The organism is Agathobacter rectalis ATCC 33656 (assembly GCF_000020605.1).
Classification (GTDB): Bacteria; Bacillota; Clostridia; order Lachnospirales; family Lachnospiraceae; genus Roseburia; species Roseburia rectalis.
The window spans coordinates 630,843-651,459 of sequence record NC_012781.1 but is presented as its reverse complement, the minus strand read 5'-3'; the positions used below and the strand labels follow the sequence as shown (position 1 = coordinate 651,459).

13 protein-coding genes are annotated in these 20,617 nt (G+C 45.7%); 1 reads left to right on the top strand and 12 read right to left on the bottom strand.

Annotation, left to right across the window (positions count from 1 at the left end; translation table 11 throughout):
* The first annotated feature begins 109 nt into the window (after positions 1–109).
* On the top strand, positions 110–2,887 hold the full coding sequence (locus EUBREC_RS03150) for a transglycosylase domain-containing protein (protein WP_012741606.1): 2,778 nt from the start codon (positions 110–112) through the stop codon (positions 2,885–2,887).
* A gap of 107 nt (positions 2,888–2,994) precedes the next feature.
* Here the strand turns inward: EUBREC_RS03150 and EUBREC_RS03145 are convergent, their stop codons facing one another.
* From EUBREC_RS03145 to EUBREC_RS03090, 12 genes are all read right to left on the bottom strand, one after another.
* On the bottom strand, positions 2,995–4,752 hold the full coding sequence (locus tag EUBREC_RS03145) for an ammonium transporter (protein ID WP_012741605.1): 1,758 nt from the start codon (positions 4,750–4,752) through the stop codon (positions 2,995–2,997).
* A 201-nt stretch (positions 4,753–4,953) separates the two neighbouring features.
* The gene (locus EUBREC_RS03140) at positions 4,954–7,077 is read right to left on the bottom strand and encodes a glutamine synthetase III family protein (protein WP_012741604.1); all 2,124 of its coding nucleotides are present in this window, start codon (positions 7,075–7,077) and stop codon (positions 4,954–4,956) included.
* Positions 7,078–7,394: 317 nt separating this feature from the next.
* The gene (gene fba / locus EUBREC_RS03135) at positions 7,395–8,261 is read right to left on the bottom strand and encodes a class II fructose-1,6-bisphosphate aldolase (protein WP_012741603.1); all 867 of its coding nucleotides are present in this window, start codon (positions 8,259–8,261) and stop codon (positions 7,395–7,397) included.
* Between the two features lie 131 nt (positions 8,262–8,392).
* Positions 8,393–9,277 carry a diacylglycerol/lipid kinase family protein gene (locus EUBREC_RS03130; protein WP_012741602.1) on the bottom strand — a complete coding sequence of 295 codons (885 nt, stop codon included), beginning with the start codon at positions 9,275–9,277 and terminating at the stop codon, positions 8,393–8,395.
* Positions 9,278–10,147, bottom strand: coding sequence for a DNA-binding protein WhiA (whiA, locus tag EUBREC_RS03125; protein WP_012741601.1), 870 nt, complete (start codon positions 10,145–10,147; stop codon positions 9,278–9,280).
* Between the two features lies 1 nt (position 10,148).
* Positions 10,149–11,024 carry an RNase adapter RapZ gene (rapZ, locus tag EUBREC_RS03120; RefSeq protein WP_012741600.1) on the bottom strand — a complete coding sequence of 292 codons (876 nt, stop codon included), beginning with the start codon at positions 11,022–11,024 and terminating at the stop codon, positions 10,149–10,151.
* Complete coding sequence (gene murB, locus EUBREC_RS03115; RefSeq protein ID WP_012741599.1) at positions 11,024–11,968, bottom strand: UDP-N-acetylmuramate dehydrogenase; 945 nt, start codon at positions 11,966–11,968, stop codon at positions 11,024–11,026. The genes rapZ and murB overlap by 1 nt, the downstream gene beginning before the upstream one ends.
* Before the next feature lie 16 nt (positions 11,969–11,984).
* A complete protein-coding gene (locus EUBREC_RS03110; RefSeq protein WP_012741598.1) occupies positions 11,985–13,394 on the bottom strand; it encodes an aminopeptidase in 1,410 nt (469 codons plus the stop codon).
* Positions 13,395–13,400: 6 nt separating this feature from the next.
* Positions 13,401–14,342 (bottom strand): HPr(Ser) kinase/phosphatase, encoded by a 942-nt coding sequence (hprK, locus tag EUBREC_RS03105; protein WP_012741597.1) that lies wholly within the window; start codon positions 14,340–14,342, stop codon positions 13,401–13,403.
* A 58-nt stretch (positions 14,343–14,400) separates the two neighbouring features.
* Positions 14,401–16,275: an excinuclease ABC subunit UvrC gene (gene uvrC, locus EUBREC_RS03100; protein WP_012741596.1), complete on the bottom strand. Its 1,875-nt coding sequence runs from the start codon at positions 16,273–16,275 to the stop codon at positions 14,401–14,403.
* Positions 16,276–16,620: 345 nt separating this feature from the next.
* A complete protein-coding gene (gene ftsH / locus EUBREC_RS03095; RefSeq protein WP_012741594.1) occupies positions 16,621–18,744 on the bottom strand; it encodes an ATP-dependent zinc metalloprotease FtsH in 2,124 nt (707 codons plus the stop codon).
* A 249-nt stretch (positions 18,745–18,993) separates the two neighbouring features.
* Positions 18,994–20,598 carry a CTP synthase gene (locus EUBREC_RS03090; protein ID WP_012741593.1) on the bottom strand — a complete coding sequence of 535 codons (1,605 nt, stop codon included), beginning with the start codon at positions 20,596–20,598 and terminating at the stop codon, positions 18,994–18,996.
* Positions 20,599–20,617: the final 19 nt, after the last annotated feature.

The window sequence follows — 20,617 nt, the reverse complement described above, 5'->3', positions numbered from 1 at the left end:
AATTGCATTTAAATGCTATATTTGATATAATAATGTATACTGTTTATTTTCTAATCACAGTATATACAAACAAGATTACAAATCTTTATAATGACAAGGAGGCCTATATATGAATTACGGCAAAAAAGCTACAATGCAGCTGCTCCGGAAATATGACAATAAGAGCTCTAAGGTCAAAAACAAGTTCAAGCTCATTGTTCTAAAGATTCTTCTGGTTGTAGTAATTGTAGCAGGCGCAGCCGGCATCAGTTCAGGAATCGGTGTCATGAAGGGAATCATTGATTCCGCACCTGACATATCAAAGATCGATGTCACTCCTACCGGCTACTCAACTACCGTTCTGGCGGCAAACGGAGAAGAAACCGCCACACTCGTAGGTCAGGGGGCAAACAGGCAGTATGTCACCATCGATGAGATTCCGCTGGATTTGCAGCATGCTTTTGTTGCAATCGAGGATGAACGCTTTTACGACCACAACGGCATCGACCTGCATGGTATCGGAAGAGCCTTTATCTCCGGTCTGTCAAAGGGCAGATTCAGTGAGGGAGCCAGCACAATAACACAGCAGCTCATCAAGAACAACGTACTGACCAGCTGGACAAGCGAAACTTCCTTTGTAGAAAAGCTTCAGAGAAAGATTCAGGAGCAGTACCTTGCCCTTGAGCTCGAAAAGCAGGTAAACGACAAGGACTGGATTCTTGAAAACTACATGAATTCGGTCAATCTGGGAGCAAATACCCTCGGTGTGCAGGCCGCATCCAAGAAGTACTTTAACAAGGATGTCTCAGAGCTCACGCTTTCCGAAGCATCTGTCATCGCAGGTATCACTCAGAATCCATCCGGCTACAACCCTATCACACACCCTGACAAAAATGCCAAGAGACGTGAAAAGGTGTTAAATAACATGAAGGATCAGGGCTATATCTCCAAGGCGCAATATGATGAGGCCATGGCCGATGATGTCTACTCAAGAATTGCTGAGTACAACACCACAGGCTCAGGCTCTGTGAACACATACTTTATTGATGCTCTCATCGACAACGTGTTCGACGATCTCACAGCCGCCGGTTACTCTGAGACAGAAGCCTACAAGCTGATTTACAAGGGCGGACTGACTATCAAATCGACCCAGGACCTTACAATGCAGACTATATGTGACGAGGAGGCAAACAATCCATCCAACTATCCGTCCGATGCAAAGTATTCGTTCCAGCTTTCCTTCGAAGTAAAAAAGGCAGACGGTTCGTACAAGACCTACACAAACCAGACCATGCTCTCTTTTTATAAGAAGAAAACCAACAATGATGATTTCAGCATCAACTACTCAAGCCCTGATGAATGCAATGCAGCTATTGCACAGTACGAGCAGGATGTACTTGAGGAGGGCGATTCAATTGTGGAGGGTTCTGAAGCTGTCAATATCACGCTGGAGCCGCAGGTTGCCATGACAGTCATCGACCAGAGCACCGGTGAAGTAAAGGCACTGGTAGGCGGTCGCGGTGACAAATCCGGCAACAGAACATGGAACAGAGCCACAGATACATGCAGACAGCCCGGCTCTACCTTCAAGATAATCGGCTGCTATGCTGCTGCTCTTGATGCAGGCGGCAAAACACTTGCATCCGTGCAGGATGATGCACCGTTTACAGTAGGTTCAAAAACCTTTAACAACTATGACAAATCTTTCGGAGGCTTTACCTCCATCCGATGGGCAATAACAAAGTCCATCAATATTGTAACAGTCAAAACCTTACAGGATATCGGGGTTGATCTCGGTTACAAATATGCGGAGGATTTCGGTATTTCAACTCTCACCGATTCCGACAAAAACCTGTCACTGGCACTCGGCGGACTGACAAAGGGTGTCACAAACCTTGAGCTCACAGGTGCATATGCTACTATAGCCAACGGCGGAGTATACTTAGAGCCAAAGTTCTACACTCAGGTTCTTGACCACGATGGCAATGTATTACTTGACAAGACCACTACACAGGACACACGTACTGTAATCAAGGATACTACGGCATGGCTTCTTACAGATGCCATGAAGGATGTTCTGACACAGGGAACCGGAAAGCTGGCGCGCTTTGACAGCCAGATAGCCCAGGCGGGTAAATCCGGTACCACAACCAGCAACCGCGACTGCCTGTGGGCAGGCTACACACCATACTACACATGTGTCGTATGGGGCGGCTATGATGACAACTCAAAACAGTCCGGCAAGCTCACATCCTACCCTAAGAATATATGGAGGAATGCCATGAGCAGAATCCATGAAGGACTAGAAACCAAAGACTTTGTACAGCCGGATGGTATAACAAATACCACGGTATGCAGCAAATCAGGGCTTGTTCCTTTAGAGGGAACATGTGACAATGATCCTCGAGGATCAATGCTGACAACTGAATATTTTGATACGGACACTGTGCCGACAGACAGCTGCGACCATCATGTTGCACTTGAGATTTGTGCCGATTCGGGAGCCATTGCCGGTCCATATTGTCCGAATAAAACATCAAAGGTATTTATAACAGGCGCTGTATCAGGCAGCCCTGAATATGAATTCATGGCAGATGATACGTTCATGAATACCGTATGTACATTACATGATGCAACATCGCTGATTAACAGCTCACCAACCACCACGGATCCTACCAATTCCGGTACTACACCGGGCAGTACTGATGGCACTGCGGCTGGAGCACAGACAGGTGGGGCTGAAACTGGTACCGGTGCTAGCTCAGGTGCTGGTACTGGTAGCTCCGGTACTGGCACTGGCGGTTCCGGTTCAAGCGGCTCTGGAGCCGGTGCTTCCGGTACCGGTGGCTCAGGTTCAGGTGGTACTGATACCGGCAGCTCCGGTTCATCCGGTAACACTCATCGTTAACCATTACGATTCACAACTTAATTATCTAAAGCAAAACCCCCAAGGATCATATCCTCGGGGGTTTTTGTTGATGTATATATGCTAAGGGGATTAGATAATAATTTGCATTACTCTACATCCTGTAATGCCTCAATTCCTTCCTCGCCTGTACGAACCTTGACAACCTGTGCCACGTCGTAAACGAAGATCTTACCATCTCCGATATGTCCGGTGTAGAGAGTCTTCTTAGCAGTCTCAATAACCTTTTCTACCGGAATCTTGCCAACGATTACCTCAACCTTAACCTTTGGAAGTAATGTCGCATCAAGCTCAGCTCCACGGTATTTCTCGCCGGCACCCTTCTGGATACCACAGCCCATAACCTGTGTCACTGTCATTCCTGTTACACCTAAGTCATTCATAGCCTTACGAAGCTTGTCGTACTTTGTAAGCTTTGAAATAATAACAACCTTGTGGATACCGCTTGCTGAAGCCGGTGTTGTTGCATTTACAACAGGCACTGCTGCATCCTTCTTTGCCTGAGAAGCTGTTGCATACTCAGAAGAACCAAGGTCTGTATTTTCATTGACATCCATAACATCACCTGATACATCCATGATAGCAAATCCTGCGTATGCTGATGGAAGACCATGCTCTGTTGGGTCAAGTCCGATGATTTCCTCTTCCTCTGAAACTCTAAGTCCCAGTGTAGCCTTGATAACAAGGAATACGATTGTAATAGTAACTACTGTCCATGCTGCAACAGAAACAAATCCTGTGAGCTGGAGTCCTAAAAGCTTAAATCCACCGCCGTAGAAAAGTCCTACGAGCTCGTTACCCTTTGAATCAGCAATTGAATATCCCGGAGCACTGTTTGTGGCAAAAAGACCAACAGCGATTGTTCCCCAGATACCATTCATCATATGTACTGCGACAGCACCTACAGGGTCATCAACACGAAGTACATTGTCAAGGAACCATACACCGAAGCAGACGAGAAGTCCTGCTACGGAACCGATAATGATAGCACCAAGTGCATCTGTTACATCACAGCCTGCTGTGATAGCTACAAGTCCTGCAAGTGAAGCATTCAGACACATTGACACATCAGGCTTGCCATATTTGAGCCATGTGAAAATCATACATACTACTGTTGCAAGTGCAGGTGCGATTGTTGTTGTTACAAAGATAGAACCAAGCTGCTCTACTGATTTTGCTGCTGCACCGTTGAATCCATACCAGCCAAGCCAGAGAATGAATACACCGAGTGCACCGATTGTGATGTTATGTCCCGGAATAGCGTTTACTTTTGTAATCTTTCCGTTTTTATCCTTTGTAAACTTTCCGATACGAGGTCCAAGAATTGCAGCTCCTACAAGAGCACTGATACCACCAACCATGTGGATGGCACATGAACCTGCGAAATCATGGAAGCCAATCTGTGAAAGCCAGCCACCACCCCAGATCCAGTGAGCCTCGATTGGATAAATAAGTGCTGAAATAACTCCTGAATAAACACAGTAGGAAATAAATTTTGTTCTCTCAGCCATAGCTCCTGATACGATAGTTGCTGTTGTCGCACAGAAAACCAGGTTGAATACAAAGTTTGACCAGTCAAAATCTTTGTAAGATGTAAAGATGTCAAATCCCGGTTTACCGATGAAACCAAGAACATCTTCACCTAATAAAAGTGAAAAACCAATCAGTATGAATACAACTGTACCAATACAGAAATCCATGAGGTTTTTCATAAGGATGTTACCGGTATTCTTTGCTCTGGTAAAACCTGCTTCTACCATAGCAAAACCTGCCTGCATCCAGAAAACCAATGCTGCTCCAATAAGGAACCAGACTCCGAAAATTACTCCACTAATCTCTTCTGTCATAGTAATGTCCTCTCTTTCCTGTTTCTTCTTTCATTTTTTCATTTTATCGAAAATAAAATTTATAAAAAAATAGAGACACTTCACCAATTTCCACAGCTTCGTGGTTCAGCAAAATGTCTCCATTTTATTATTATGTTAAATTAAATCATATATGCCGCTCTAAACAGCTTTCCGTAAGCTTTGGGCCTTAAACTACAAGGATTAAACCTCGAAAATTAAATCGCCGTATGATGGCATTGGCCACATCTCTTTGTCGACAATCATCTCAAGCTCATCAACCGGAGTACGAAGAGCATCCATAGCAGTCTTTACAACATCTCTGTAGTAAACAGCCTGCTCTCTGCCCTCTTCCATAGCACCGGCCTTTGCTGTCTCATCCTTAAGCTTTGCAAGTGCAACCTGTGCATCTGAGAGAAGAGCTGAGCTCTCTGTAAGAAGCTCTGACTGAACAGATACATCTGCATCAGCAACTGCACTCTTAACTGAGTTAACTGACTGTGCAAGTGATGTAATATATTTGATAACTGCAGGAATAATCTGCTTTCCGGCAATATCAATCATAGCCTTTGCTTCTATATTAATAGTCTTTGCATATGTCTCATACTCGATCTCGGCACGGCTCTCAAGCTCTGTCTTTGTAAATACACCGAACTTCTCGAATGCTGCAACTGACTCAGGAGCAACGTATGCAGGAATTGCATCTACCATAGACTTGATGTTTGGAAGTCCACGTCTCTCTGCCTCAGCTACCCACTCATCTGAGTATCCGTTTCCGTTGAATACGATTCTCTGGTGCTCTACTGCGTAATCCTTGATGAGATCATGTACAGCGAGGTCAAAGTTGTCTGCCTTCTCAAGTATATCACAAGCGTCTGAGAATGCCTCAGCAACGATTGTGTTAAGCACGATGTTGGCCTGTGCAACAGAATCCTGTGAACCAACCATACGGAACTCGAACTTGTTTCCTGTGAATGCGAATGGTGATGTACGGTTACGGTCTGTAGCATCCTTCATGAAATCAGGAATTGTCTTAACACCTGTCTCAAGCTTCTCACCCTTTAAGCTGTGTGTAGCTGTACCTGTTGCGATAAGCTGGTTCAATACGTCTCCGAGCTGGTCTCCAAGATAAATAGAAAGGATTGCAGGTGGTGCCTCGTTGGCTCCAAGTCTGTGATCGTTTCCTACATCTGCTGCTGCCGCACGAAGAAGTGCTGCATGCTCGTCGATTGCCTTTAACATACATGTGAGTACAAGTAAGAACTGTACATTGTCATGTGGTGTCTTGCCAGGCTCAAGCATGTTGATACCATCATCTGTTGTGATTGACCAGTTGTCATGCTTTCCTGAACCGTTAACTCCTGCGAATGGCTTCTCATGAAGTAAGCACTGGAGTCCGTGACGGCCTGCCACCTTCTTGAGTGTCTCCATGATAAGCTGGTTGTGGTCAACAGCTACGTTGCACTCAGCATAGATAGGTGCAAGCTCGTGCTGTGCAGGTGCTACCTCGTTGTGCTGTGTCTTGGCTGAAACACCAAGCTTCCAGAGCTCCTTGTTTACATCTCTCATGTAAGCTGCGATTCTCTCACGGATAGCTCCGAAATAATGATCATCCATCTCCTGTCCCTTTGGAGGCATAGCTCCGAAAAGTGTACGTCCTGTGAAGATGAGATCCTTTCTCTGTAAATACTTCTCACGGTCTACGATGAAGTATTCCTGCTCAGGTCCGACAGAAGGTGTAACCTTCTTTGATGTTGTATTTCCGAATAATCTAAGAAGTCTCAGTGCCTGATCATTGATTGCTTCCATTGATCTAAGAAGAGGTGTCTTCTGATCAAGAGCCTCGCCTGTGTATGAACAGAAGGCTGTTGGAATGCAAAGTGTTGCGCCTGCTGCATCCTGTCTGACAAATGCAGGTGATGTACAATCCCAGGCTGTATATCCTCTTGCCTCAAATGTAGCACGAAGACCACCTGATGGGAAAGATGAAGCATCCGGCTCACCCTTTATTAACTCTTTTCCTGAAAAGCTCATAAGTACTTTTCCGTTTGGCATTGGAGAAGTGATAAATGAATCATGCTTCTCAGCAGTAACGCCTGTAAGTGGCTGGAACCAATGTGTATAGTGTGTTGCACCCTTCTCAATGGCCCATTCCTTCATCTCGTGTGCGATAACATCAGCAGTCTCGAGATCAAGCTCCTTTCCTTCGTCCATAACCTCATGGAGCTTCTTGTAAACCTTCTTTGGAAGACGCTCCTGCATAACTGCATCGTTAAATACGTTCTCTCCAAAGATGTCTGCTACGTTGAAATATTCCTGTTCGCTCATATCTTACATCCTTTCTGTTCATCAATCCCCTTGAGTGAATTGTTATTTTCAAATAATGTTTAAACAGCTGCACAACATATAAACTCGAATATTCTTGTTTTATGCCGGACTTCTTAGTTTATTAAAAAAGAGGGCACTCCATCTATGGTGGAACGCCCTCGTTCATTTCGCTTAACATTATTTCTGAAATTAAGATACTCCTTTGAGTATCAAAAATCAAGTGTTTATGTTAAAAAAGTTAAGTTTTATAAAATTTTACTACAAGATATAAATATTTTGTAAAGTAGTATGTGCAAAAATACTAAATTGCAATAATATTATTCAGCCTTTCCAACTGATCCGAAAAGCTCCATCTTCTCCTTAACTGTTGCCTTGATTGCCTCAGCACCTGGAGCAAGAAGCTTACGAGGGTCAAATCCCTTGCCCTCAAGATCCTTTCCGGCCTCGATGTATTTACGTGTTGCATCTGCGAATGAAAGCTGGCACTCTGTGTTAACGTTGATCTTAGATACTCCAAGGTCGATTGCTTTCTTGATCATGTCAGCTGGGATTCCTGTACCACCGTGAAGTACTAATGGCATAACACCAGTCTTCTGCTGGATAGCATCAAGAGTCTCAAAGCTGAGTCCCTGCCAGTTTGCAGGATATTTTCCGTGGATGTTTCCGATTCCTGCTGCAAGCATATCTACACCAAGATCAGCAACTCTCTTGCACTCGTCAGGATCAGCGCACTCGCCCATTCCAACAACTCCGTCTTCCTCGCCACCGATTGAACCAACTTCAGCCTCGATAGACATGCCCATTGCATGAGCAACTGCTACTAACTCTTTTGTCTTTGCAACGTTCTCATCGATTGGATAATGAGATCCGTCGAACATGATTGATGTGAAGCCGGCCTTGATGCACTTGTAGCATCCTTCGTATGTGCCGTGATCAAGGTGAAGTGCTACAGGTACTGTGATACCGAGCTCGTCATGCATAGCCTTAACCATTGCTGCTACTGTACCGAAGCCTGTCATGTACTTTCCGGCACCCTCAGATACACCAAGGATTACAGGGCTCTTAAGCTCCTCTGCTGTTAAAAGTACTGATTTTGTCCACTCAAGGTTGTTGATGTTGAACTGACCTACTGCGTAATGTCCTTCTTTTGCTTTCTTAAGCATTTCTGTTGCAGATACTAACATATTTTTTCCTCCTGTTAATTAAAAGCTAATGTTATTATATTACATAACCTTATAAAAATAAAGTTAAATTTTTAACACAATCAGACAAAAAATTGTGTACTATTACTATTTTATGCCCGATTTTGTATTTATCAGCACATAATGGTAATCTGTTTGTTCAGATTAGTGATGGTCAGATCCGTGTGGCTGCCGCCAAACTCTCCGTCGAGTGTCCACGGTACCTCCTCCTCACTCTCCACATGCAGCTCTCTGGTCTTGAAGGAGTAGATGAGCTCATTGTCATTTTCACGGTTTGCCAGTCCCGCAAGTATCTTGTTGAGCTCGATTGGGTTTTTTGGATTCTTGATGAGTGTCACCTCAAAAAGGCCGTCATCAAGCAGTACGTCAGGACCTGATATGCCCTTGAAGCCTCCTACCGAAAGGGAGTTGGTCACCATTCCATATATAAACTCATCCTCTATTATCTCACCGTCATGGCTCACCTTCATCCTGTACGAGGTGATATCCATCAGGTGCTTTGCACCCTCTAAAATATATGCGGCATGTCCCAGTATATTTTTCATCTGCTGCGAGGTCTGGTAGGATACCTCTGTAAAAAGGCCAAAGGCTGCGACATATACAAAGGTATCTCCGTTGAAGCCTCCCACATCACACGGGAATGGAGTACCGTTTACGGCAACTCTTGCGGCCTCCTCCATATTTTTGGGTATGCCGAGAGAGTTTGCAAAGTCATTGGTGCTGCCCGCAGGGATGTATCCTATCGGTACATTTACCTCGCTTTGCTCCATGCCGGTCACTACCTCGTCGAGTGTGCCGTCTCCGCCGCTGCACACTACAAGGTCATACTTCTCAGCATTTTTCCTAACCTTTTTTATGGCATCCCCCTGACACTGTGTAGGATAAATGGTGATTTTGTATCCGGCCTTTGTCATGATGTCCACGATATTTACCAGGTGCTCCTTTATGAGTCCCTTGCCTGATTTGGGATTAAATACAAATAAAAGCTTTTTCTTCATCTATCTCAGTTCCTCCGCAATCGCCGATAATTTTCTAAGCCTGTGGTTGACTCCCGATTTACCCATTGGCGGATCCAGATATCCTCCGAGCTCCTTTAGCGGTGCATCCGGATATTCAAGCCGAAGCAGCGCCATCTCCCGAAGCTGCGCCGGTAAATCATCGAGTCCTCTCATTTTCTGTATCAGTCTGATATCCTCTATCTGCTTTACTGCCGCATTCACAGTCTTGCTGATGTTTGCGGTTTCGCAGTTTACTTTACGGTTTACACTGTTGCGCATTTCCTTTAATATGCGCACATTTTCCAGCTTCATAAGTGACACATATGCCTCCATGATGTTGAGACTGTCCACGATGTGGGCGCCCTCCTTTATGTACACTACATAGTGCCCCTTGCGCTCTACTATCTTGGCATCCGTATCAAAGCCGCACAAGAGCTCCTGAAGCTGCTTTGCCTGCTCTTTCGTATGACACACTATCTCAAAATGGTACGCTTTGTTGGGGTCGCTTATCGAGCCTGCTGCCATGAAAGCTCCCCTGATAAAGGCTCTCTTGCAGCATGTCTGCATAAGAAGCAGTCCGTCTGCGGTCTGTCTGTTGACAGGCTGTGCCGTGATTTTAAGCGCTGCAAGTATTTTTCCGGTATCCTGCTCATCCAGCGCCTTTGTGGTATCTGTGCCAAAGGCACGCTTCATAAGTGTGGCATATTTATTTAAAAGCAGCAGGTTTTCGGTGTCGAGCTCAAGTCCCTTTGTTTTTTCATTGATACGGCCCGAAAGCTCTATGATGCCTGCAAGCTCAGCAAGCTGACAGTGCCTGCTCTTTGATACCTGCTTTGCCAGCTCTTCCTTTACATCACTGGAAAACGACATGTTATTTACCTCTCAATGCATCCTTTCCTATGTCGCGATGCTCTATCTTAAGTCCATAGTCATTACAGCCGCTAAGCCTCTTGTACAGCTCGTTTGCAAGCGTTACCGAGCGGTGCTTGCCTCCGGTGCAGCCTATAGATATAACAAGCTGGTTCTTGCCCTCAGAGATATAGTTTGGAATGAGAAACTTTATCATATCATCAAGCTTGTCGATAAACTCATTTGCCTCCGGAAACTGCATGACATAGTCCTGTATCTCCTTATCATTGCCGGTTTTCGCGCGTAGTCCGTCCACATAGTAGGGATTTGGCAGAAACCTCACATCCATGACTATATCAGAGTCTGACGGTATACCATACTTGAAGCCGAAGGACAGTATCGTGATAAACAGATTTTTGTAATCCTCATTCTGCACAAATATCTTTTCCAGCTCAATTTTAAGCTCCCTTGTGAGAAGCTGGCTTGTGTCTATGATATAGTCAGCATTGTCCTTTAAATACTGCAGCTTTTCCCTCTCAAGCACGATTCCCTTATTGATGCGCTCACTGCCTGCGAGAGGATGGTTTCGCCTCGTCTCCTTGTATCGCTTTACAAGCACCTCATCCTCAGCATCGAGGAAAAGTATCTCATACGGAAAATTTTTCTGCCTTAGCTGCTCGAGTGTCTGTGGAATCGCATCAATTCCTGAGCCGTTTCGCACATCTATGCCGACTGCCACCTTGGACACATCACTGTGGAAGGTGTTTGAAAGGTCTATGAGCTTATCTAATAGCTGTATAGGCAGATTGTCTATACAGAAATATCCCATATCCTCCATCATTTTCATTGCTGTGCTTTTTCCGGCACCTGACATGCCCGTCACTATTACAAATTTCACTAGAATTCTCCAATCATCTTAACTTCCGGTTCGAGCTTTACTCCAAACTGCTTTAAAACTGTTTCCTGCACGTCTTTTATGAGTGTCAGGACATCCGCTGCAGCGGCTTCGCCCTTATTGACTACAAAGCCGCAGTGCTTCTCCGACACCTGTGCATCTCCCACGCTGTAGCCTCGAAGACCTGCATCCATGATAAGCTTCCCTGCAAAATAGCCCTCCGGTCTCTTAAAGGTGCTGCCTGCACTTGGGTACTCAAGCGGCTGCTTCTCCACTCTCTTTGCGCGAAGCTCTGCCATATATGACTTTATCTCATCCTTTGGCTTTGGTGTGAGCCTGAATCTGGCTGACAGCACTATATAGCCCTTTTCCGGGACTATACTGTGCCTGTAGGATAAGTCAAGCTCATCCCTTGTGACAGTCTTTAGCTCGCCATCTGCTGTAAGCACTGTGGCATCGATTAGGACATCCTTTATCTCTCCGCCGTAGGCTCCTGCGTTCATGACTACCGCTCCGCCAACACTTCCCGGGATGCCCGATGCAAACTCAAGACCTGAAAGCGATGCCTCCGCTGCCTTTGCCGCCACTGCCGCAAGGATAGCCCCGGCGCCCGCTGTGATGATATGACAGTTGTCTTGTGCTGTGAAATCCTGCGCCACAGCTTCTGTCACCTCGATTTCGGACAGGCCTTTTCCAATACCAATTACAAGGCCTCTAATGCCCTTATCTCCTACCAGCAGATTGCTTCCGTTTCCTATCACTGTAACCGGCATATCACATGCCTTAGCCATCTCTATAAGCTTTGAAATCCGGCTCATATCAGGCTCTGCATAGTAATCTGCCGGGCCTCCTATGCGGAAGGTCGTGTGTTTTTTCATCGGCTCATCCTGCAGGAGACCAAGCTGCGGCAATTGTTCTGTTACACTTTTTACAAATGTCTGATTCATCTTATATTCCTTTAGCCTATGCTTCCTTCAAAAATGCAATGTAGCCTCTGAATGCCTCATATAAATCGACCTTGCTGATGATTTCCCATGGCGCATGCATGTTGAGCACCGGCACACCGCTGTCAATAACATTCATGTCATAGTTTGCGAGGATATATGCGATTGTTCCGCCGCCTCCCTCGTCTACCTTTCCAAGCTCTGCTGTCTGGAATGAAACATCTGCTGTATCCATGATATTTCTAAGCCTTGCAACATACTCTGCGTTGGCATCGTTTGAGCCTGATTTGCCTCTGGCGCCTGTATATTTGTTGAATACAAGGCCCTTTCCAAAGTATGCCGAGTTCTTCTTTTCCATAACCGATGGATAATTCGGGTCAAAGGCTGCTGATACGTCTGATGAGAGTACCTTTGAGTTTTTCAGTGCACGTCTGACTGCAAGCTCGCTGTAGTCTCCTGCCAGGTTCATCACCTCTGCCACACAGTTTTCAAAAAAGCGTGACTGCATGCCGCTGGCTCCCACTGAGCCGATTTCCTCTTTGTCCACGAGCAGGCATACACTTGTATATTCCGGTGCGCCATCTATTTCAAGCATAGCTCTGTATGAAGGATATGCGCACACTCTGTCGTCATGGCCGTAACCCATGATCATACTTCTGTCAAGTCCGTAGTCTCTTGCCTCTCCGGCAGGTACCACCTCTATCTCTGCTGAAAGGAAATCATCCTCGTCCACACCGTACTCCTGTGAAAGTATTGTGAGGATATTGGCCTTTACTCTCTCCTTGATATCCTTGTCGTCCTCGTCCTTTTCTGGTCCCGGTATGCTTCCGATCAGCACATCAAGGCTCTCGCCCTTTATGACCTCTGAGGCCTTCTTGCCCATCTGCTCGCCTGACAGGTGAATAAGCAGATCGCTCACACCCACTACAGGATCATTTGGCTTGTCTCCGATATTGACTGTCACTGTGCTGCCATCCTTTTTACAGATGACTCCGTGAAGTGCAAGCGGCAGTGTGACCCACTGGTATTTCTTGATACCGCCATAATAATGTGTGTCTAAAAGTGCCATGTCTGTGTCCTCGTATAAAGGCACCTGCTTTAAGTCCATTCTAGGTGAATCAATATGAGCTCCGAGGATATTCATACCCTTCTCAAGAGGCTTACTGCCCACGATAAACAGCGCCAGTCCCTTTCCCATATTGTTTGCTATGATTTTATCTCCTGCCTTTACGCTCTTTCCTGTCTCGATGAGCTCATCAAGGTCTACAAAGCCGTGTCCTGTGGCGTCAGCATAAACTGATGCCGTGCACTCGCGCTCTGTCTTGCAGCCGGATATAAACCTTCTGTAATCCTCTGCAAATGCAAATAATTTTTCTCTTTCAGGTCCCTGGGGATATTTCTCCCAGGCGTTTTTCTTTTCTATTGCCATGATTTATTATACCTCCGAATTTTTTGTAAGATTTGCCTGGACGCGGCGATACAGCTCCTGAGCTGCATTGTAGCCCATCTTTTTTTGTCTGTGATTGACTGCTGCTGTCTCTACGATGACTGCCAGATTACGTCCCGGTCTGATTGGCAGTGAATGACACACTACTTTGTTGCCGAGATACTCGGCATATTCTTCCTCGAGGCCGAGTCTGTCGTAATCTGCCTCCTTCTTCCAGTCCTCGAGCTTGATTACGAGGTCTATCTGCTGTTTTTCCTTTACACACTCTACTCCGTAAAGTGTCTTGACATCGATGATTCCGATGCCACGAAGCTCTATAAAGTGTCTGGTAATCTCAGGCGAAGTACCCATGAGCGTATGCTCGTTGATCTTTCTGATTTCCACCACATCATCCGTCACAAGACGATGTCCTCGTCTGATGAGCTCGAGTGCAGCCTCACTCTTTCCGATACCGCTCTCGCCTGTGATCATTACTCCCTCGCCGTATACATCTACCAGCACGCCGTGCACTGTGATGCATGGTGCGAGCTGCTCACCAAGACAATAGATGAGCTCAGCCATAAAGCTTGATGTGGAACGACCTGTTGACAGCACCGGAATACCGTGCTCTCTGGCCTCTTCCATAAATATCTCATCCGGCTGTAAATCTCTGCAGAAGATGATACATGGTATATCAAACTCCATGAAGCGGCTATAGCGCTCTTTTTTCTCGCTGTCGCTCATCTTCTCTATATAGGTATACTCTACATTTCCGATAATCTGTATTCGTCTCTCCTCAAAATGATCAAAATATCCTGAGAGCTGAAGCGCCGGTCTGTTGACGTCCGAGCACTCTATCGCCCTCTCCTTTAGGTTCATCTCTTTTGTGAGATTGTTGAGATCGAGCAATTCTGCTACCTTTGCAACTGATACTGAGTGTAATGCATCCATTCGCGGTCCCCCTTGATGTATATTTGTTTTTTAGTATACCACAGATTAGCTTCAAAATCTACGTGGCAGAGTGGAAAAATGCATACACTGCCTGTGCTGCTTTTTCGTTCATGGTCTCTGTCTGCATAAGGTCTTCGACATCTGCTTCCTTTATCTTCTCTAGCGACTGGTAGCGGCGCATGAGCGCCTTTCTGCGTGCCGGCCCTATGCCTTCAATATCATCAAGCACCGAATGTACCTGACTTTTTGAGCGCAGTGACCTATGAAACTCTATTGCAAAGCGGTGTGCCTCATCCTGTATTCTCGTGATGAGCTTGAAGCCTTCGCCGTGGCGGTCGATAGGTATCTCCACATTGTTGTAATAAAGACCTCTTGTGCGGTGAAAATCATCCTTCACCATACCACACACAGGTATGTCGAGTCCCAGCTCGGAAAGCACCTGAAGGCATATATTTACCTGACCTCTTCCACCATCCATCATTATAATATCCGGAAAACGGTTGAAGCTGCCTATTTCCTGTGGAGAGCCATCTTTTTCAAGCTGCTTCTGTTCTTCCATGCCATGTGTAAAGCGGCGTGTGAGCACCTCGTGCATTGACGCATAATCATCAGGTCCTGTAACTGTGCGAAGCTTAAACTTTCTGTAATCGCTCTTTTTAGGCTTGCCCTTCTCATACACTATCATGGAGCCGACAGTCTCAAAGCCGTTGATATTGGAAATATCATAGGCCTCCATACGGTTTAATCCATGTAAGCCCAAAAGTCCCTCGATTTCCTTTACAGCTCCTATTGTGCGCCCCTCTTCTCTCTTTATCCGCTCCTTATCCTGGCTGAGCACTAAGAGTGCGTTCTTGTAGGCAAGCTCAACAAGCTTTTCCTTCATGCCCTTCTGCGGCACCTTTATATTTACACGCCTGCCTCGCTTTTCACTGAGCCACTGCTCCAAAACAGCCATATCCTCTATCTCACTCTGCAGCATGACCTCGCGCGGTATAAAAGGTGTTCCTGAATAAAACTGCTTCACAAAGTTATTTAACACATCATCCGCAGCCTCCTCGCTTCCGACCCTCACATGGAAATGATCTCTGCCTATCAGCTTTCCGTTTCTTATGAAAAATACCTGCACCACTGCATCAGTATCGTCATTTGCCAGTGCTATGATATCCTTATCCTCGCCGTCGGCATTTGTTATCTTCTGCTTCTGTGCTACCTGTTTCACACTGTTTATCAGATCCCTGTATTCAGCCGCTTTTTCAAACTCCATGCTCTCTGAAGCCTTTAGCATTTTATCGCTAAGAGCCTTTATTGTCTGCTCATAGTCGCCGTTTAAGAAATCTATCGCGCCCTTTACAGATATGGCATACTCTTCCTTCGTTACATACCCCTGGCATGGTGCATTGCACTGGTGTATATGATAGTTGAGGCACGGCCGGTCTGCTCCTATATCACGCGGCAGCCTGCGGTTGCAGGTGCGAAGCTTATAGATTTTGTTTATCAAATCTATCGAGCTTTTCACCGCAGAGGCACTCGTATACGGACCAAAGTAACGGGATTTGTCCTTTTTCATCTGGCGCGAAAACAGCACCCTCGGATAGTCCTCTCCCAGTGTCACCTTGATGTACGGATATGTCTTGTCATCACGAAGCATAGTATTATACTTTGGTGTGTGCTCCTTTATCAGATTGCACTCCAAAACAAGGGCCTCAAGTTCAGAGTCGGTGACTATATACTCAAAATGATCTATATGCTCTACCATCTGTTTTTTCTTGATGCCCTCATTGTGGCTCGCCTGAAAGTACTGATGTACTCGCTTCGTCAGGCTTTTGGCTTTGCCGATATATATGATTACATCATCCTTGTCATGCATAATATAAACTCCCGGGGCATCCGGGAGTTTTTTTAATTCTTCTTTGATATCAAATGTTTTTTCCATATTCGCTCTTTGGGTTGGTTGTGGTGGAGTTTCGCACTTTTAGGTTGTGTGGTTGCCGGCATGGCACACAGTGTATTCCTCAGGAAAATATGAAGTCAGCCGCGGGATTTCTCTCCGTTTGGTTTTCTTTGTTTGCAAGGCTTTTTCGTCCCTTTTCTTGCCCGGAAGCCCGCGGCAGTTCATATTTTCCTTCTGAACACACTGTGTACCCTCCGGCTTTTTTCAGTTTATGTGTGCGAAACTCTTTTCTACTGCGCTTTTTTTATGCGAAATTCTTTTTTCGCTCTTTCGCTACGCGAAAATTGCTTGGTTGCTCATTGTGTTCGAAAATTGACCTATAAGGTACTAGTTATTCAATGTATTATCATCCGGCGCTGTATATCCGGAAGATTCATTTGTATCTGCAGGCTGGTCTGTGGCATTACGAAGGAGCGGATCTGCTGCTGATGTCGTATCTTTCTGTGCATCATTCTGTGCGGCTTCCTGCTCTTTGCTCTCTTCACCATCTTTTTCCTCGTCCGGGTCAGGGAGTCCCTTCATATCGCGGAACATCTTCATGAATTCCTTACCTGTGATTGTTTCCTTCTCGTAGAGATAATCTGATATACTGTCGAGGATTTCTCTGTTTTCATCGAGGAGCTTCATGGCCTCTGCGTAGCTGCTGTTGATGATTGAGAGTACCTCATCATCTATCTGCGATGCTGTATTCTCTCCGCAGATTAATCCTGCTCCGCCCTCTAAGTACTGGTTTTGTACTGTTGCAAGGCACATCATGCCGAATTTATCTGACATTCCGTACATAGTTACCATGGCACGGGCTATCTTTGTGGCATTTTCTATATCATTTGCGGCTCCGCTTGTGACTGAGTTAAATACCAGCACCTCTGCTGCACGACCTGCCATATATGTTGTGATTTTGGCGAGAAGTTCATCCTTTGTCTCAAGGTATTTCTCCTCTTCAGGTGTCTGGAGTGTATATCCGAGTGCGCCCATGGTACGTGGTACGATTGTGATTTTCTGTACAGGCTCTGTATTTTTCTGCAGGGCTGATACAAGTGCATGTCCAACCTCATGGTATGAGACGATTTTTCTCTCTTTATCGCTCATGACACGATCCTTCTTTTCCTTGCCACCGACTGCTACAAGCTCGAAGGCCTCAAAGAGATCTGACTGGTTTACAAGCTGTCTGCCGTTTTTGACTGCATTGATGGCAGCCTCATTAATCATGTTGGCAAGATCTGAGCCAACAAGTCCTGCTGTGGCAAGTGCAAGTGCATCGAGGTCTACCGACTCATCCATCTTGACATCCTTTGAGTGTACCTTTAAGGTTTCCAGACGCCCCTTTAAGTCAGGCTTGTCAACAATGATTCTTCTGTCAAAACGTCCCGGACGAAGAAGCGCCTTATCGAGCACCTCAGGGCGGTTAGTTGCTGCTAATATAAGTAATCCCTTTGATGTATCAAAGCCATCCATCTCTGCAAGGAGCTGGTTTAGTGTCTGCTCACGCTCGTCATTGCCACCGCCATATCTGCTGTCACGGCTCTTTCCTATTGCATCTATCTCATCGATAAAGATAATACATGGTGCCATCTTTTGTGCTTCCTTGAACAAATCACGCACTCTCGAAGCTCCGACTCCGACAAACATCTCCACAAAGTCTGAACCTGCAAGTGAGAAAAACGGTACTCCTGCCTCTCCTGCTACTGCCTTGGCAAGGAGTGTCTTACCTGTTCCCGGAGGTCCCACAAGAAGCGCTCCCTTAGGAAGCTTTGCTCCGATATCTGTATATCTCTTAGGATTATGAAGGAAATCAACAACCTCCTGGAGAGATTCCTTGGCTTCATCCTGTCCCGCAACATCCTTGAAGTTGACGCCTGTGGATTTCTCCACATATACCTTGGCAGTCGATTTGCCGACTCCCATTCCCATGCTGCCGCCCATCTTCTTTGAAACAAATGCCAAAAGCACCCACAGCAGTATAAGTGGAACTATAAAGCTTAATATATTAAAAATCCATGTAGATGTATTATCAGGTATCGCTGCCTTTATTTCAATAGACTTGCCCTCTGAGGTCTTTGCTTTTTTGAGTGTCGGTACAAGCTCATCATCAGCCACACGGCCTGTGTAATATGTGATGTCATAATCCTTGTGCCCGTCATCCACAAGCTTGTAGTCTATCTCGTAGGAATCAAACTCCACGCTCTTGACATTACCATTGTCGAGCTGTTTTATGAAATCACTGTATGACTTTTCCTGTGTGCTGGCATGCGATATGCTGTTTGATATAAGTGCATACACAAACAATGCCACGAGTGTCAGCAGGATAAATGCCATGATACCCTGTCCGCCACGGTTGTTTCTGCCACCGTTTCCACCAGGTCTGTTACCACCGTTATTCCCGTTTCCACCGGACCCATTATTGCCCGGGCCATTGTTGTAATTATAGTTATTAGGTCCCTGATTATCCATATTTTCTCCGTTCTTTTCTTATTTATTACAAGCTTCAAGGCAATTTTGACCTGTAATTTTTATAGTCATTCCCATGAAACCCTATCCCCCGAAAAATATCATTACAGACTTCTTATTTTTCAAGGAATATATTGTATATGAAACCGTCTCCTCACAATATATAAAGTGTGAAGCTTCACTTTATTATAAGAAAAAGTGCGGTCAAAATCAACCGCACTTTCTAAATATTGTATTAAATATAACGAAAAATTATCTGTTCACCTTGTTTGCCGCCTCTATGAAGCCATGGAAAAGCGGATGTGGACGGTTCGGACGTGACTTAAGCTCAGGATGTGCCTGTGTGGCAATAAACCACGGATGCTCCGGAATCTCAATCATCTCCACGATTCTGCCATCCGGTGATGTACCGCAAAGCTTCATGCCATGCTCTGTGAGAGCTGTTCTGTAGTCATTGTTGACCTCATAACGGTGACGATGACGCTCGCTTATATTCTCTGTGCCATATACCTGATATGCCTTTGATGTCTTGTCGAGTACACATGGATAAGAGCCAAGTCTAAGTGTACCTCCGATATCCTCTATTCCGTTCTGGTCAGGCATAAGTGCGATAACCGGATGAGTAGTGTTTGGATCAAGCTCTATACTGTGTGCATCATGGAACATACATACGTGGCGCGCATACTCGATGATTGCCACCTGCATTCCAAGGCAGAGTCCCAGATATGGGATATCGTTTTCCCTGGCATACTTAGCTGCTGCAATCATGCCCTCAACACCACGATCTCCAAAGCCTCCCGGAACGATAATTCCCTGAATGCCCTTGAATACCTCTGCTGCATTGTCATCATTAAGCTCCTCTGAGTCAACCCACTTTATATCAACTGTGGTATGCTCAGGAATACCGCCATGCTTCAGTGCCTCAACAACTGAAATGTATGCATCGTGAAGTGCTGTATATTTTCCGACAAGTGCGATCTTGACCTCTTTATCAGGATGACGGAGATCCTCAACCATCTGCTTCCAGTCTGCAAGATCCGGCTCAGGACAGTCGAGATTCAAGCACTCGCATGCAACCTTTGCAAGATTCTCCTGCTCCATGGCAAGTGGTGCCTCATAGAGATACTCCACATCAAGGTTCTGTAATACGTGTGAATTCGGTACATTACAAAACAGCGCAATCTTGTCCTTAAGCTTCTGATCAAGCTCATGCTCTGAACGGCATACAATGATATCCGGCTGGATTCCCATGCCCTGAAGCTCCTTTACACTTGCCTGTGTAGGCTTTGTCTTGAGCTCTCCTGACGCCTTGATGTATGGAATCAGTGTCACATGGCACAGGATGGCATTGTCATGTCCCACCTCATGCTGGAACTGTCTGATTGCCTCGAGGAACGGCTGACTCTCGATATCGCCGACTGTACCGCCCACCTCGATGATTGCGATTGTGGTATCCTCAGATGTGAAATCCCTGTAGAATCTGCTCTTTATCTCATTGGTGATATGAGGGATAACCTGTACTGTTCCTCCGCCGTAGTCACCACGACGTTCCTTCTGTAATACTGACCAGTATACCTTTCCTGTGGTGACGTTTGAGTTCTTTGTCAGGCTCTCATCAATAAAACGCTCATAGTGTCCCAGGTCAAGATCTGTCTCAGCTCCATCGTCTGTTACAAACACCTCTCCGTGCTGAATAGGGTTCATGGTACCCGGATCAATATTAATGTATGGATCGAACTTCTGCATTGTCACCTTGTATCCACGAGCTTTTAAAAGACGTCCAAGAGACGCTGCGGTAATTCCTTTTCCAAGACCGGAAACAACTCCACCGGTGACGAACACGTATTTTACAGGCATAATTTTCCTCCTTATCAAT

Excerpts from the sequence above, each read along its gene's own strand:
- EUBREC_RS03150 (WP_012741606.1), top strand. The coding sequence starts at position 110 with ATGAATTACGGCAAAAAAGCTACAATGCAGCTGCTCCGGAAATATGAC.
- EUBREC_RS03145 (WP_012741605.1), bottom strand. The coding sequence starts at position 4,752 with ATGACAGAAGAGATTAGTGGAGTAATTTTCGGAGTCTGGTTCCTTATT.
- EUBREC_RS03140 (WP_012741604.1), bottom strand. The coding sequence starts at position 7,077 with ATGAGCGAACAGGAATATTTCAACGTAGCAGACATCTTTGGAGAGAAC.
- fba (WP_012741603.1), bottom strand. The coding sequence starts at position 8,261 with ATGTTAGTATCTGCAACAGAAATGCTTAAGAAAGCAAAAGAAGGACAT.
- EUBREC_RS03130 (WP_012741602.1), bottom strand. The coding sequence starts at position 9,277 with ATGAAGAAAAAGCTTTTATTTGTATTTAATCCCAAATCAGGCAAGGGA.
- whiA (WP_012741601.1), bottom strand. The coding sequence starts at position 10,147 with ATGTCGTTTTCCAGTGATGTAAAGGAAGAGCTGGCAAAGCAGGTATCA.
- murB (WP_012741599.1), bottom strand. The coding sequence starts at position 11,968 with ATGAATCAGACATTTGTAAAAAGTGTAACAGAACAATTGCCGCAGCTT.
- EUBREC_RS03110 (WP_012741598.1), bottom strand. The coding sequence starts at position 13,394 with ATGGCAATAGAAAAGAAAAACGCCTGGGAGAAATATCCCCAGGGACCT.
- hprK (WP_012741597.1), bottom strand. The coding sequence starts at position 14,342 with ATGGATGCATTACACTCAGTATCAGTTGCAAAGGTAGCAGAATTGCTC.
- uvrC (WP_012741596.1), bottom strand. The coding sequence starts at position 16,275 with ATGGAAAAAACATTTGATATCAAAGAAGAATTAAAAAAACTCCCGGAT.
- ftsH (WP_012741594.1), bottom strand. The coding sequence starts at position 18,744 with ATGGATAATCAGGGACCTAATAACTATAATTACAACAATGGCCCGGGC.
- EUBREC_RS03090 (WP_012741593.1), bottom strand. The coding sequence starts at position 20,598 with ATGCCTGTAAAATACGTGTTCGTCACCGGTGGAGTTGTTTCCGGTCTT.